The organism is Pseudomonas sp. W22_MBD1_FP4, assembly GCF_052113765.1.
GTDB lineage: Bacteria > Pseudomonadota > Gammaproteobacteria > Pseudomonadales > Pseudomonadaceae > Aquipseudomonas > Aquipseudomonas sivasensis.
The window spans coordinates 341,717-355,380 of sequence record NZ_JBGQOI010000004.1; the positions used below are offsets into that span (position 1 = coordinate 341,717).

Below are 13,664 nucleotides of genomic sequence, written 5' to 3' on the forward strand. Positions count from 1 at the left end.
TGCGGAGTATCAGCCTAGGCGAGCGCTCAACCAGGCGCCGATATCGTGTATCTCCTGAGGTAACACTTCGTGGCCCATTGGGTATTCCTGCCATGTCACGGTGACACCACGGCTCTTCAGGTGTTCGTAAGCCGTACGGCCCATCGCGTTCTGCACCACCTCGTCGTGCTGGCCGTGCAGGCACAGAGCGGGAATGCGCTGCTGGCTGGCGGACAATTCCAGCTCATCGCTGAAAGTGGGCGCGTAGGTGGAGAGGGCGATGACGCCACCCAAGGCACCCTGCCATTTGGTAAACGCTGTGTGGAAAACCACCGCGCCACCTTGGGAAAAACCGGCGAGGAAAATTCGCGAGGCGTCTATTCCGCTGCTTTTTTCGTTTTTGATCAAATCGGTGACCATTCTGGAAGACTCATCCAGTTCTTCCAGGCTGATCGAACGGGCCGGGCTCATGGCCTTGATGTCGTACCAACTCGGCATTTCGTAGCCGCCATTAATAGTCACCGCGCGGGTCGGTGCTTGGGGTAATACAAAGCGCGTCGTCAGCAAGCTTTCCTGCAGCGCTTCGGCCACCGGCAAAAAGTCGTAGCGATCGGCACCCAGGCCATGCAACCAGATTACGCAGGCGTCTGCGGGCTTGGCGGGCTGAAGAATCAAGGGTTCGGTCATGTCTGCTCCATAAATGTGCGTGCGCTCCGATTAAGTGCGACGGAACGGTGCGTCATAGGTTGATCTGTTAAGAGAATGTCGCAAGGTTGAATCTTTTCCTATTGACCATGGGCTGAAACGACTCAGCCACCACTCTGGTACGGCGCTTGCTATGTGTAGGTCGATGTCAGAACTATCCCGGGACGGTAACACTATCAGTGACTGCCGTTTATGGGATAGCCGCTGGAATTACTGCGACAGCCTCATGCCGCTTGACCCTAAAAAAAACCAACACGGGTCAATATCGCCTCATAAGGGTGCGCTGAGGTTCGAGCTCCGACACAACAAGAGCGTATTTGGAGGTTTGAATGAAGGTATTGAAATCCACCCTGGCCATCGTTTCCGCGGCCGCTGTACTGGGTGTCAGTGGTTTCGCCCAAGCTGGCGCCACTCTGGACGCCGTGCAGAAGAAAGGCTTCGTGCAATGCGGCGTGAGTGACGGCTTGCCGGGTTTCTCGGTACCGGATGCCAGCGGCAAGATCCTCGGGATCGACGCTGACGTTTGCCGCGCTGTCGCTGCTGCTGTGTTCGGCGACGCGACCAAGGTCAAGTTCAGCCAGTTGAACGCCAAGGAGCGTTTCACCGCGCTTCAGTCTGGCGAAGTCGACATTCTGTCCCGTAACACCACCATGACCAGCTCTCGCGACGCCGGCATGGGCCTGAAATTCCCAGGCTTCATCACCTACTACGACGGCATCGGCTTCCTGGTTAACAATAAGCTGGGCGTAAAAAGCGCCAAGGAACTGGACGGTGCAACCATCTGCATCCAGGCCGGTACCACCACCGAGCTGAACGTTTCCGACTACTTCCGTGGCAACAACCTCAAATACACCCCGATCACCTTCGACACCTCCGACGAAAGCGCCAAGTCGCTGGAATCCGGTCGTTGCGACGTCCTGACTTCCGACAAGTCCCAACTGTTCGCCCAGCGCAGCAAGCTGGCCGCGCCGAAGGACTACGTGGTTCTGCCGGAAACCATCTCCAAAGAACCGCTGGGCCCAGTCGTGCGTAACGGCGACGACGAGTGGCTGGCCATCGTGCGCTGGGTTGGCTACGCCATGCTCAACGCTGAAGAAGCCGGCATCACTTCCAAAAACGTTGAAGCTGAAGCCAAATCCACCAAGAACCCGGACGTTGCACGTCTGCTCGGTGCTGACGGCGAATACGGCAAAGACCTGAAAGTGAAGAAAGACTGGGTCGTACAGATCGTCAAGCAAGTCGGTAACTACGGCGAAGTGTTCGAGCGCAACCTCGGCAAGAGCACCCCGCTGGAAATCGACCGTGGCCTGAACGCACTGTGGAACAACGGCGGCATTCAATACGCACCCCCTGTGCGCTGATCGCTGATGGTTCTGTCACCCGGGGGGCCAACCGCCGGGTGATGTTCTGTTCCATTCTTTCCGGGGCACTTCATGCAAAATCAAATCGGCGCACCAAAGCAGAAGCTCAGCTTCAGCGATCCCAAAGTGCGTGCGTGGCTCTTCCAGATCATCACGATTGTGGCGGTGATCTCGCTGGGCTGGTACCTCTTCGACAATACCCAGACCAACCTTCAGCACCGAGGCATTACCTCGGGTTTCGACTTTCTTGAGCGCAGTGCCGGGTTCGGCATCGCGCAGCATTTGATCGACTACACCGAATCGGACAGCTATGCCCGCGTCTTTGTAATCGGCTTGCTCAATACCCTGCTGGTGACCGTGATCGGCGTGGTCCTGGCGACCTTGCTCGGTTTCATCATCGGCGTGGCGCGTCTGTCGCCGAACTGGATGATCAACAAGCTGGCGACCGTGTATGTGGAAGTGTTCCGCAACATTCCGCCGCTGCTGCAAATCCTGTTCTGGTACTTCGCGGTGTTCCTGACCATGCCGGGGCCTCGTAACAGCCATAACTTCGGCGACACCTTCTTTGTCAGCAGCCGTGGCCTGAATATGCCGGCAGCGCTGGCCGCTGATGGGTTCTGGCCGTTTGTGGCCAGTGTGGTGGTGGCGATCGTGGCAATCGTGGCGATGGCGCGTTGGGCTAACAAACGCTTTGAAGCCACCGGCGTTCCGTTCCACAAATTCTGGGCGGGCCTGGCGCTGTTCTTCGTGATCCCGGCGTTGTGCGCCCTGATCTTCGGTGCACCGCTGCACTGGGAAATGCCCACGCTGCAAGGTTTCAACTTTGTCGGCGGCTGGGTGCTGATCCCTGAGCTGCTGGCGCTGACCCTGGCGCTTACCGTGTACACGGCAGCGTTTATCGCCGAGATCGTGCGTTCGGGCATCAAGTCCGTCAGCCACGGCCAGACCGAAGCTGCGCGCTCCCTGGGCCTGCGCCCTGGGCCGACGCTGCGCAAGGTCATCATCCCGCAAGCCCTGCGGGTGATCATTCCGCCGCTGACCAGCCAATACCTGAACCTGGCGAAAAACTCGTCGTTGGCCGCCGGTATCGGTTACCCGGAAATGGTTTCGCTGTTTGCCGGCACGGTGCTCAACCAGACCGGCCAGGCCATCGAAGTCATTGCCATCACCATGAGCGTGTACCTGGCGATCAGCATCAGCATTTCCCTGCTGATGAACTGGTACAACAAGCGCATTGCGCTGATCGAGCGGTGAGGAAACGCCCATGAGTACGCATACTTTCAAACCTGATATGCCGCCGCCGAGCAAAGTCTTCGGCCCGGTGGCATGGATGCGCGCCAACTTGTTTTCCAGTTGGCTCAACACCCTGCTGACGCTGTTGGCGTTCTACCTGATCTACCTGGTGGTGCCGCCGATCCTGCACTGGGCCATCCTCGACGCCAACTGGGTCGGTACGACCCGCGCCGATTGCACGAAAGAAGGCGCCTGCTGGGTGTTCATCCAACAGCGCTTTGGGCAGTTCATGTACGGCTACTACCCCGGCGACCTGCGCTGGCGTGTAGACCTGACCGTGTGGCTGGCCATCGTTGGCGTGGCACCGTTGTTCATCTCGCGTTTCCAACGCAAGGCAATCTACGGCCTGAGCTTCCTGGTGCTGTACCCGATCATTGCGTTCTTCCTGTTGCACGGCGGGATCTTCGGCCTGACCAACGTGGCGACCAGCCAGTGGGGCGGCCTGATGCTGACCCTGGTGATCGCCACCGTCGGTATCGCCGGCGCCTTGCCTCTGGGCATCGTGCTGGCGCTGGGACGGCGTTCGAACATGCCGGCAATTCGTGTGATCTGCGTGACGTTCATCGAGTTCTGGCGCGGCGTGCCGTTGATCACCGTGCTGTTCATGTCCTCGGTGATGCTGCCGCTGTTCCTGCCTGAAGGCATGGGCATCGACAAGCTGCTGCGGGCGTTGATCGGCGTGATCCTGTTCCAGTCGGCCTATGTGGCCGAAGTGGTGCGTGGTGGTTTGCAGGCGATTCCTAAAGGTCAGTACGAAGCGGCTGCCGCGATGGGCCTGGGTTACTGGCGCAGCATGGGCCTGGTGATTCTGCCGCAAGCCTTGAAGCTGGTGATCCCCGGTATCGTCAACACGTTTATTGCGTTGTTCAAGGACACCAGCCTTGTGATCATCATCGGCCTGTTCGACCTGCTCAACAGCGTCAAGCAAGCCGCCGCCGACCCGAAATGGTTGGGCATGGCCACTGAAGGCTACGTGTTCGCCGCCCTGGTGTTCTGGATTTTCTGTTTTGGTATGTCGCGCTATTCCATTCATTTGGAACACAAGCTCGACACAGGCCACAAGCGTTAGGAGTTGTTGTTATGAGCGAAGCAATCAAACAGCCTGTGAGCCCTGAAGGCATTATCCAGATGCAGGGCGTCAACAAGTGGTACGGCCAGTTCCACGTGTTGAAAGACATCAACCTCAACGTCAAGCAGGGCGAGCGTATCGTGCTGTGCGGCCCGTCGGGTTCGGGCAAGTCCACCACCATCCGCTGCCTCAACCGTCTGGAAGAGCACCAGCAAGGCCGCATCGTGGTCGATGGCGTGGAACTGACCAACGACCTCAAGCAGATCGAAGCGATCCGCCGTGAAGTCGGCATGGTGTTCCAGCACTTCAACCTGTTCCCGCACCTGACCATCCTGCAGAACTGCACGCTGGCGCCGATGTGGGTGCGCAAGATGCCTAAGCGCAAGGCCGAAGAAATCGCCATGCACTACTTGGAGCGCGTGCGCATTCCGGAGCAGGCCCACAAGTTTCCGGGGCAACTGTCCGGCGGCCAGCAACAGCGTGTGGCGATTGCCCGTGCGCTGTGCATGAAGCCGAAAATCATGCTGTTCGACGAACCGACCTCGGCCCTCGACCCGGAAATGGTGAAGGAAGTACTCGACACCATGATCGGCCTGGCTGAAGACGGCATGACCATGTTGTGCGTAACCCACGAAATGGGCTTCGCCCGCACCGTGGCCAATCGCGTGATCTTCATGGACAAAGGCGAAATCGTTGAGCAAGCGGCGCCGAATGACTTCTTCGACAACCCGCAGAACGATCGGACCAAGTTGTTCTTGAGCCAGATTCTGCATTGATCGACAGGTGACGCTTAACCATAAACCCGGCCTGGCGCCGGGTTTATTTTTGCCTGTTCAAAAAAACCGTTGCCTTGCCCTCGTAGGAAACTCCGAATAGCCTGTGGGCAAATTCATCCAATGATTGGACGAAGCGCGCAACCCCGCCTTGAGCGAGTTGTACCACTCCTTCTACGCCATCCTCGGCGCCCAGTTGATCCATGAACCTTGAAGCCAAACGCACGACTGAACTTGAAGAACTGTTGATCGACGCCGAAGCAGACGACGACATCGTGCAGCAGGCGCCCGCGCCGCTGAACCGCCCTTGGTTGTTGCTGCTAGGCCTGGTCCTGGTGGCGTTGAACCTGCGTCCGGCGCTGTCGAGCATGGCGCCGGTGCTCGGTGAAGTGTCCAGCAGCCTGGGCTTGTCAGCCGCCAGGGCCGGTCTGCTGACCACCTTGCCAGTGTTGTGTCTGGGGCTCTTCGCGCCCCTGGCGCCGATCCTGGCGCGGCGTTTTGGCGCCGAGCGCGTGGTGCTGGGAATTCTGTTGACCCTGGCGGCGGGCATCCTGCTACGCAGTTCGTTCGGTGAAGTGGGCCTGTTCGCCGGCAGCCTGATTGCCGGCGCAAGCATTGGGATTATCGGCGTGTTGTTGCCAGGCATCGTCAAGCGTGATTTCGCTCGACAGGCCGGCGCCATGACCGGCGTGTACACCATGGCGCTGTGCCTGGGCGCGGCGCTGGCGGCAGGCGCAACGGTGCCGTTGAGTCATTACTTCGGCGACAGTTGGCCGATAGGCCTGGGCTTCTGGATCTTGCCGGCGCTGATGGCGGCCGTGTTCTGGTTGCCCCAGGTCGGGCATAAACAGGGCGCGCATCAGGTGGCGTACCGGGTCAAGGGTTTGCTGCGTGACCCACTGGCCTGGCAGGTGACCTTGTACATGGGCCTGCAATCGTCCCTGGCGTACATCGTGTTTGGCTGGCTGCCGTCGATCCTGATCGGTCGTGGCCTGAGCGCCACCGAGGCCGGGTTGGCGCTGTCCGGCTCGATCATTGTGCAATTGGTCAGTTCGCTGGCCGCGCCGTGGCTGGCCACCCGGGGCAAGGACCAGCGCCTGGCGATTGTGGTGGTGATGCTGCTGACCCTCGGCGGGTTGTTCGGTTGCCTCTATGCACCGCTCGATGGCCTGTGGGGTTGGGCGATTTTGCTTGGGCTGGGGCAGGGCGGCACGTTCAGCCTGGCGTTGACCCTGATCGTGCTGCGTTCCCCTGATGCCCACGTGGCGGCCAACCTGTCGAGCATGGCCCAGGGCTTCGGTTACACCCTGGCCTCGCTCGGCCCATTGGCCGTGGGCCTGGTGCATGACTGGACCGGCGGCTGGTCGGCCATTGGCTGGATCTTCGCGGTGCTCGGGGTCGGTGCGATCGCCGCGGGCCTTGGCGCCGGGCGGGCGCGGTATGTGCAGGTGACCAGCGAGAAAATCTAGAGGTACACCACCTCCAGCGTGGCGAGGCCGTCGAGCGCGATGTCGCGGCTCAGGTCGAGGTTTTGCGTGGCGTTGATCACGGTCTCGACCTGCACCGTGCTGGTCAATTCTTGAATCGCCGAAGGGCCGGCCGTGCTGCCGGCGATGTCCGTGAACCCAAGGTAACTCTTGGCGCCGATGTTGATCGGGTTGAGGTTGGCAGTGCGCCAGGCCAGGCCACCGGTGGTGGACTCGGTGCCATACACCAGCGTGCTGCCGTCGACGGTGGTCTGGCGCGGGTCGAAGGCCATCGAGTACAGACCGATGCGGTTACCGCTATGGTCCAAGCCCAGGCCGTAGTAAATCTCGCTGTTGACCATCGCCGAACCGTCACGATTGTCCCGCATGCGCAAGGCGAAGCGGTTCGCGCCGTTGCAGGCAATGCTGACTTGCAACGGCTTGATGGGCAGACGCGTGCCCTTGTCCACGTTGAGGTCCTGACGGGAGATCTTGCCGTAGTCGATGACTGCACCGTTGGACAGCAGCGGCGTACAGGCGGTGGGCGTGAGACGGCCTGTGACCGCCAGATCCACCTGCGAGGCCGCCTGAACGGTGGTGCCACCGGCCAGCAGCACGGAAAGAAGGGCGATGTTGTGCGTTTTCATGAGGCTGATCCCTTGGGTTACAGGTAAATGATTTCGAGGGTGCCGGCGCCGTTGATGTGCACCCTGTTGCGCAAGTCCAGCGATTCCATCGGCGCCAGGTAGGCCTTGATGCGCAGCGTGCCGGAGAGGTTCTGGATCGGCACCGGCCCCAACGTGCTGGCGGTGCGGTCGGTAAAGCCCATTAGGCTGTTGGCGGCGATGGGGATTTGGCGCGGGCTGGAGCTGCTCCACGCCGCCCCGCCACTGGTGGAGTCGGTGCGATACAGCGGGCCGAGGGCATCAGCGCTGAACTCGGCCGGGTCGATGTTCACGTAGTAGCGCCCGATCTTGTTGTGGCTATAGTCCACGTCCAGGCCGTAGGCAGTTTCATCGGTGCCGCCGGTGGCGGAACCGTTGCGGTTGTCATGCATCTTCAGGGCGAAGGGCGTGGCGGCGTCGCAGCTCACGGAAAACTGCAAGGTCCGCGTGGGCAGCGGCGTTTCACTGGTGGCGCTCAAGTCCTTGGCCAGCAGCCTGCCGTAATTCACCAGCCCGCCATTGGACAATAGCGGCACGCACGCCACAGGGGCGAAGTGCGCTTGCAGGGTCAGCTCTCGCTCGCTTTGCGGGTGGGAGACGCGGCCGGTCACTTCCCAAGTGGTCGCGTCCCGCACGCGTGTGGCGGCAGCATCGGCCCAGGCGCTCACGCTCAGTTGCAGCGTGAAATGCTTGCCGGTCAGCGGTGTGCCGTTGAGCATCGGGGCGATCCCGTGCCCCGGCCGCCAGCCGAGTGTGGAGCCGGTGGCCACGGGCGGCTGACCGTTGGCGGGCAGCAACCCTAGGTTGACCGCCTGGCCATCCAGCATTCCGTCGCTGACCTGTATGGCGTAGCTGCCGTGCTCGGTGAATTGCAGGCGCTCGGCACTTGCGGCGACAGCGCGATAGAACAGGCTCATGTCGCCGGGTTGCGCGCAGTTGAGTGTCAGGCTCAGACGGCGCTCGCCGAGTAGGCGCTGGGGGGCGCTGTCGTGCTGCGCGGCGCGGTTCATTGAGCCGAAATCCAGGCGCGCCTCGCTGAGGTTTAACTGGCATTCATCCGCGGCCAAGGCGCAGTTGGACACTATCAGCAGCAGGCAGGCAACTCTCAGGATGGGCATCGGTCATTCTCCAGGGGTATGGCAGCGGGCGTCGGCGGTTTCGAAATACACCGTGGGGTCGGGCTTGGTCGGCAGGTCGAAGCGCAGTTCACAGCGCCCGATGTCGGCGTTGCTGACCCACAGCGTGGTGTGCTCCAGCACGTTGGGCAGGAACACCTGGCTTCCATCCTGGACCAGGGTGATGAACTCGCCCTCGGCCGTGCTTACCACCGCGCCGCGCGGCAGCGGTTGGCCCTGATCAGTGCGTGCGGTGAGCAGCAACCGACGGGTGAGCGCCACGCCGAACTCGACGCGATCCACCGCACCGCGCCCGGCCGAAATCATCGCCAGGCCGTTGTTGATGTCGGCATTGCGCGGTAGCGAACGGGTCTGCACTTCGACCGGACTGCGGCCATAGGCGTTGACCTGGGACACCACCGCTTGCCCCTGCCAGTCGGTCCAGACCGGGCCGCTGGGGGTGCTGAGTTTGATGCCGCTCATGTCTCCCACAGACACCAGTGCGAACGTGTCGCGCACGGGATACGGCGAGAAGGTCAGACCGCTGCCATGGGCCACCACGGCGCCGCGCGCGCCGCCTTGGTAGCTTGAACGTTCACTGTCGCTGCGGCTGTAGCTCAGGTCCAACTGGCTGTAGCGGGGCAGGGTGGACACGCCGACGGTGGTCTCGACCTGGCGGTCGCGGGTGTCGTATTCGGCGCTGACGCGGTAGCTGAGTTGATCGTCGATCTGCTCGTTGAGCCCGACTCCCGAGCGATGCTCGCCTCCCGAATTGCGCACCCACGCGCGGCCCCGGCGACGCTCGCCGAGGGGCAGGCTGAGGTTCAGGTACGCCGCGTTGTCCTGCTGTTGGCGACCGCCCATCTGCCATTCGGCGCTGGCGGACAGCGATACGCCGCCGACACTGGTGCCCCACGAGGCCAGGGCACGGCTGCTGGTCTCGTCGTCAAAATTGCTGGAGCGCGACACCCCGGCGCTGAACGCCCCTAGCGATGGGTGTGACCAGCCGAGAGTGACGCTTTGCTGGTCGCGGTAACGTGAGCGGCGATGGTGGTCGGGTTGGGTGTCGTAAGTGGTTTCTTCCAGATCGCGATAGCCCGGCGTGCGCCAGGAATTGGCCGCGCTGAATGACCATTGCTCACCCAGGCGCTGGGACCATGCGAGGTCGGTCTGCATGCCTTGGGCCTTGTCGTGGGACTGCGCATCGGAGAACTGGCTGGCCAGTTGCACTTGGCTGTCGAGCCCTGGCAGCCAGGCCAGGCTTGCGCCCACGCCGCGATATTCGCTGGCCGCTAGCAGGCCGCCGCCCACCGAGACTTGCGGGTGCACAGCGCCGTTCCAGCCGGCGCTGACGACCCAGGGGTCATCGCCTTTGGCGTCTCCTATATTGCGTACGCGACCTGCGCCCACCGAATAACCGGCTGCCGGCAGGCCCAGGCCAAGCATCGCTGCCGGCACGGTAAAACGGCGCTCCTCGCCGGTGCTTTCCCGAACAGTCACTTCGACGTCCGAGCGGGTGTTCAAGCGCCGCACATCGCGCAAGGCGAACGGGCCGGCGGGGACTACCGTTGAGTGGATTAACGCGCCGTTCTGCCGCACTTCGACCTGCGCCGGGCTGTTGGCGATGCCCTCGATGGTCGCACCTTGCTCCTGGTCCAGCAGTGCCTGCTCGGTGAACACCTGCACGCCATTGATCTGCGCCCCGGACAGCACCGGGTTGTAGAGGCTGATCTGCCCGGCTTGCAGCACCGCCTGATGCTGGGCGAAGGTGCGCTGGGCGTAGGCTTCCAGGTGGGTACTGCGCGACAGGCCGTCCTGCCAGGTCTGCACCTGGCGGCTGCGCACGATCCAGTCGCCGGCGTTGAAGCCAACTTCGGTATTGGCCGAGCCGAAGCGGTTGGTGTCATCGCCCAACTGATTGTAGAAACCGCTCAGGTCATAGTTGAGCAAGGCCGCGACGCCGCCGGCCTGATACCCCGAGACATCCTGCTTCAGCGGTCGCAAGGCCTCGGTCGGCACCACCAGCGACACCGTCAGGGTGGCCGGGTCGGGTTCGATCAGGCTCTGGGGAAATTGGGCGAGAAAGTCGTGGCATTTGCCGCTGTCGTCCGGGATCACCAGGTTGGCGGCGTCCAGTAACGTGCGGTCGAAACACAGGGCACCCTGTTGATCGAAACGGGCTTGCAGACGACCACGGTTTTGGCCGTTGACCCGCAGCGTCACCGCGTGTTTGCCAGCGGTAAAGCGCGGAGCTTCCAGCAGCAGGCTGGCCAGTTGCGGATCAATGCCGCGCTGGCTCAGGGTCTTGGAATCGAAACCGGAATCGGCATCGGCCCAGGTCACTTCAGGGAGCAGGGCGCAGGTTAACAGCCACGCCGGCAGGGCAAGGTGGGTGGGTGCGGCGGGCACGGCTTTGCCGTCACGATAATTCACGACTGTTTTCACCAAAGGCATTAAGTGTTGGACGTCTGTGCGTCGCGGTGACGGTCATTGCGCCGTCACTTCGTATTTACAGGCGCGAGCGTCTGTTTTTTTCGTTAGAGCACGGTGATAGGGGCTTCGTAGGCGGCCACCGCGAAGCCATAGAGGGTGGCCGGTTGCAGCCGGACAGTTTGGGCGCCGGTGCCGGTTACCGGTACACGCAATCGCTCGCCCGGCAACACGTAGGTGCGCGGCAGCATCGCCTTGCCGTTACCCGGAAGCAGGCTCAGTTCCTGGGCCAGTCGCACCACATACGGCGTGTCATTACTGACCTGCAATTGGTTGTTCTCAAGGGCCCAGGTCAAACCGGTCCAGGGCGTGCGATTGGGCGCCAGCCCTTCGGGATGAATGATCACCGGCAGGTTCTGGCGCACGGTCACGCCGACGCGGGCATGGCCTGCTTTGGTGGCGGCTCGGCCGGTGGGCATGCCTTCGAAAATCACCCGTTTGAGCCGCTGCGTCATCAGCGGCTGCTGCGCCTGCAAAATGAAACGCACCAGTTGCGATTTGCCGGGGTCGACGCGCGCCAGCGGGGGAGTGACCACCAACAACGGCTCTGTGTCTTCCGGAATGTTTTCGAGGGTGACGTGCAGCAGGGCCAGTTGGCTGTCGGTGTTAGTCACCGAAACACTGGCCTCGCCCTCGCTTTCATGCACGATCACCACGGAGGTGTCGGGGACCATTCCGTCGGCCCGGGCATTCAGGCTGAACAGAAGTGTCAGGGCCGCGATGTTCAAAAGTAACGTCGTCATGACGGGGTTCCATTGGGCAAAAGAAGAATCAGAAGTAGCGCAGATCCAGGACGATCGACCCGTCCAAGGGCACCTCTTGATCCAGGGTCAGGTAGTTTGAAAAGTTGATGGACGTTTCTACGTGCAATTGGGCGTCCAGTTGGCGGATGAAGTCCGGCTGACGGTCACCCGGTAGCGCGAAACCGGCATAGGCCTTTGGCTCGGCGTCGGGCCGCGCGGCCCAGGTTTCACCGCCATCGGTGGACACCAGCACCTGCATGGGCTGCCCATCGCCCACCGGGTTGCGATAGAAAAGCGCCACACTGCCCATGCGCTCATCGGGGGCATGAATATTTCGACCCAGGCCGAAAACATCCGGCGTCAGTGCTGATTCCGCGCGATTGTCGATGCCCGCCAGCGCAAACAGCATGGGCCGCGCGCATTGCACGGAGAGTTCCAGTAGCTGGCTTGGCAGCACGGTGAATTCATCGCTGTTGAGGGTATGCGTGGGAATCTTGCCGTGGTCGACAATGCCTTCTTCCGACAGCTCGACGTGGCAGGCGTCCGGGGTGAGCCTGCCGGTCACCGTGACGTCGACTATCGATGCTGCGCTTGTCGGTGCGGCGAAGGTCAGTGTGAGCAGGACGGCAAAAAGGTTGGGCTGCAGGTTCATGGGGATCACTGGCTGGAGGACGGTGGCCGTACGTAAAGGCGACCATGCCTGGGCATGGTCGCCCTGGCGTTACAGGTACTTCACTTCCAGGGTGGCCGAACCATCCAGGGTGACCTCGTTGGTCAGGTCCAGGCCGTCGGTGCGGGCGATCGAGGTGTTCACCTGCAGGTCAGCCACCAATTCCGTGGCGGGTACTGGCGTCGAGGTATCACTTGTGGCTGCCACCGACATGTAGAGGCCTGGGTCCCAGAACCTTTCTTCGTACCACGTCTTGCCGCCATCACCGGAGGCGATGGTTTTCACTTGGGCGCCGTCGGCGATGGCGTTCTGCAAAATCAGCGTGAACCACCCCAGCTTTTGCGTGCCGTTGATCAGGCCCAGGCCGAACAGCGTGCTCATCAGTGCCGATTCTGCCCGGTTATCGATTGAGTTCAGGGCAAACGTGGTCGGACCATCACAATTCACTTCGATAATCAGGGTGTGCGTGCCGATGAGCGTGGGGTTGTTCGGGCGCAGGTCCTTGGCGGAGATTTTGCCGTGATCGATGATGCCGCCGCCGGATAGGCTGGGCGTGCAGGCACTGGGAACGATCAGGCCCTTGACCGCCAGGTCGACGGTGGAGGCTGCGAAGGCGGTCGCGCCGGTCACCAGCATCACGCTGGCTGCGACGGTACTGAGCAGGGTTTTCATGGCGAACTGATTCCTTTCGATAATGGGTAATTACAGGTACTTGAGTTGGATGGTGGCGTGACCGTCGATGGGGACTTCGTCCAACAGGGTCAAGCGTTCCGAAGGGGCAACGTGGGTATACAGACGGATCTCGGCGTCAAACTCCTGGGCGGCGATGGGCGTCTCTTCACCGCTTTTCGCAATCGTGGTCAGCCACAGGTGATTCAACTCATTGGCGGGTCTCCAGGTGACGCCGCCATCCTCTGAATTAATCATGCGTACCGCGACGCCATCCGCAACGGGGGTGTAAAGGTGAAAGCTTGCCCCACCGATTTTTTCGTCATTGGGCGTCATCCCCAAGCCATGCCACCGATCATGGTTGGCCGACGTGCCGGCGCGGTTATCGATGGTGTTGAGGGTGAAAAAAGTGGGGCCTTCACAGCGCACACTTACATGCATGCTTTGGTTGGGCAGGGAGGTGTGCTGGTCGGCATTGAGCGACTTTGCCGACATTTTTCCGAAGTCGACCATGCCGCCATCGGAAATCAGCGGCGCGCAGGCGCTGGGCGTAATCGTGCCGCTCACGCTGAGGTCGGTATTGCTGGAGGCAAACACGACGGGAGTGAACAGCAATAGCAGCGCAGTGCGAGTGGCACATAGGTTCATAGGGCAATCACCATTGAG

At 61.7% G+C, this 13,664-nt stretch carries 13 protein-coding genes; 5 read left to right on the forward strand and 8 right to left on the reverse strand.

Annotated features, from left to right (window positions below; all coding sequences use genetic code 11):
• Positions 1–9: 9 nt before the first annotated feature.
• Complete coding sequence (locus ACEN2T_RS08415) at positions 10–666, reverse strand: alpha/beta hydrolase (RefSeq protein WP_122764763.1); 657 nt, start codon at positions 664–666, stop codon at positions 10–12.
• Positions 667–1,013: 347 nt separating this feature from the next.
• Between ACEN2T_RS08415 and ACEN2T_RS08420 the strand changes: the two genes are divergently transcribed.
• From ACEN2T_RS08420 to ACEN2T_RS08440, 5 genes are all read left to right on the forward strand, one after another.
• Positions 1,014–2,045: an amino acid ABC transporter substrate-binding protein gene (locus tag ACEN2T_RS08420; protein ID WP_010212954.1), complete on the forward strand. Its 1,032-nt coding sequence runs from the start codon at positions 1,014–1,016 to the stop codon at positions 2,043–2,045.
• Positions 2,046–2,117: 72 nt separating this feature from the next.
• On the forward strand, positions 2,118–3,299 hold the full coding sequence (locus ACEN2T_RS08425; protein ID WP_032886379.1) for an amino acid ABC transporter permease: 1,182 nt from the start codon (positions 2,118–2,120) through the stop codon (positions 3,297–3,299).
• A gap of 10 nt (positions 3,300–3,309) precedes the next feature.
• On the forward strand, positions 3,310–4,407 hold the full coding sequence (locus tag ACEN2T_RS08430; RefSeq protein ID WP_032886381.1) for an amino acid ABC transporter permease: 1,098 nt from the start codon (positions 3,310–3,312) through the stop codon (positions 4,405–4,407).
• 11 nt (positions 4,408–4,418) lie between these two features.
• The gene (locus ACEN2T_RS08435) at positions 4,419–5,183 is read left to right on the forward strand and encodes an amino acid ABC transporter ATP-binding protein (RefSeq protein WP_003171943.1); all 765 of its coding nucleotides are present in this window, start codon (positions 4,419–4,421) and stop codon (positions 5,181–5,183) included.
• Between the two features lie 200 nt (positions 5,184–5,383).
• Positions 5,384–6,649: a CynX/NimT family MFS transporter gene (locus ACEN2T_RS08440; RefSeq protein ID WP_122680334.1), complete on the forward strand. Its 1,266-nt coding sequence runs from the start codon at positions 5,384–5,386 to the stop codon at positions 6,647–6,649.
• Here the strand turns inward: ACEN2T_RS08440 and ACEN2T_RS08445 are convergent.
• The 7 genes from ACEN2T_RS08445 to ACEN2T_RS08475 all read right to left on the reverse strand — a co-directional run bounded on the left by ACEN2T_RS08445 (position 6,646) and on the right by ACEN2T_RS08475 (position 13,646).
• Positions 6,646–7,293 (reverse strand): DUF1120 domain-containing protein, encoded by a 648-nt coding sequence (locus ACEN2T_RS08445; protein WP_442116556.1) that lies wholly within the window; start codon positions 7,291–7,293, stop codon positions 6,646–6,648. The genes ACEN2T_RS08440 and ACEN2T_RS08445 overlap by 4 nt on opposite strands.
• A gap of 17 nt (positions 7,294–7,310) precedes the next feature.
• Positions 7,311–8,429 carry a DUF1120 domain-containing protein gene (locus tag ACEN2T_RS08450; protein ID WP_442116557.1) on the reverse strand — a complete coding sequence of 373 codons (1,119 nt, stop codon included), beginning with the start codon at positions 8,427–8,429 and terminating at the stop codon, positions 7,311–7,313.
• 3 nt (positions 8,430–8,432) lie between these two features.
• Complete coding sequence (locus ACEN2T_RS08455) at positions 8,433–10,859, reverse strand: fimbria/pilus outer membrane usher protein (protein WP_442116558.1); 2,427 nt, start codon at positions 10,857–10,859, stop codon at positions 8,433–8,435.
• Between the two features lie 104 nt (positions 10,860–10,963).
• A complete protein-coding gene (locus tag ACEN2T_RS08460) occupies positions 10,964–11,659 on the reverse strand; it encodes a fimbria/pilus chaperone family protein (protein ID WP_032886386.1) in 696 nt (231 codons plus the stop codon).
• A 28-nt stretch (positions 11,660–11,687) separates the two neighbouring features.
• Positions 11,688–12,311 carry a DUF1120 domain-containing protein gene (locus ACEN2T_RS08465; protein ID WP_122752437.1) on the reverse strand — a complete coding sequence of 208 codons (624 nt, stop codon included), beginning with the start codon at positions 12,309–12,311 and terminating at the stop codon, positions 11,688–11,690.
• Positions 12,312–12,380: 69 nt separating this feature from the next.
• Complete coding sequence (locus ACEN2T_RS08470) at positions 12,381–13,001, reverse strand: DUF1120 domain-containing protein (RefSeq protein WP_181639177.1); 621 nt, start codon at positions 12,999–13,001, stop codon at positions 12,381–12,383.
• 30 nt (positions 13,002–13,031) lie between these two features.
• Positions 13,032–13,646, reverse strand: a complete 615-nt coding sequence (locus ACEN2T_RS08475; RefSeq protein ID WP_095183894.1) for a DUF1120 domain-containing protein — start codon at positions 13,644–13,646, stop codon at positions 13,032–13,034.
• Positions 13,647–13,664 lie beyond the last annotated feature (18 nt).

Bases quoted from the DNA above. Each gene is read 5' to 3' on its own strand.
- ACEN2T_RS08435 (WP_003171943.1), top strand. From the start codon at position 4,419: ATGAGCGAAGCAATCAAACAGCCTGTGAGCCCTGAAGGCATTATCCAG.
- ACEN2T_RS08420 (WP_010212954.1), top strand. From the start codon at position 1,014: ATGAAGGTATTGAAATCCACCCTGGCCATCGTTTCCGCGGCCGCTGTA.
- ACEN2T_RS08470 (WP_181639177.1), bottom strand. From the start codon at position 13,001: ATGAAAACCCTGCTCAGTACCGTCGCAGCCAGCGTGATGCTGGTGACC.
- ACEN2T_RS08440 (WP_122680334.1), top strand. From the start codon at position 5,384: ATGAACCTTGAAGCCAAACGCACGACTGAACTTGAAGAACTGTTGATC.
- ACEN2T_RS08460 (WP_032886386.1), bottom strand. From the start codon at position 11,659: ATGACGACGTTACTTTTGAACATCGCGGCCCTGACACTTCTGTTCAGC.
- ACEN2T_RS08450 (WP_442116557.1), bottom strand. From the start codon at position 8,429: ATGCCCATCCTGAGAGTTGCCTGCCTGCTGCTGATAGTGTCCAACTGC.
- ACEN2T_RS08430 (WP_032886381.1), top strand. From the start codon at position 3,310: ATGAGTACGCATACTTTCAAACCTGATATGCCGCCGCCGAGCAAAGTC.
- ACEN2T_RS08465 (WP_122752437.1), bottom strand. From the start codon at position 12,311: ATGAACCTGCAGCCCAACCTTTTTGCCGTCCTGCTCACACTGACCTTC.
- ACEN2T_RS08425 (WP_032886379.1), top strand. From the start codon at position 2,118: ATGCAAAATCAAATCGGCGCACCAAAGCAGAAGCTCAGCTTCAGCGAT.
- ACEN2T_RS08475 (WP_095183894.1), bottom strand. From the start codon at position 13,646: ATGAACCTATGTGCCACTCGCACTGCGCTGCTATTGCTGTTCACTCCC.
- ACEN2T_RS08415 (WP_122764763.1), bottom strand. From the start codon at position 666: ATGACCGAACCCTTGATTCTTCAGCCCGCCAAGCCCGCAGACGCCTGC.
- ACEN2T_RS08445 (WP_442116556.1), bottom strand. From the start codon at position 7,293: ATGAAAACGCACAACATCGCCCTTCTTTCCGTGCTGCTGGCCGGTGGC.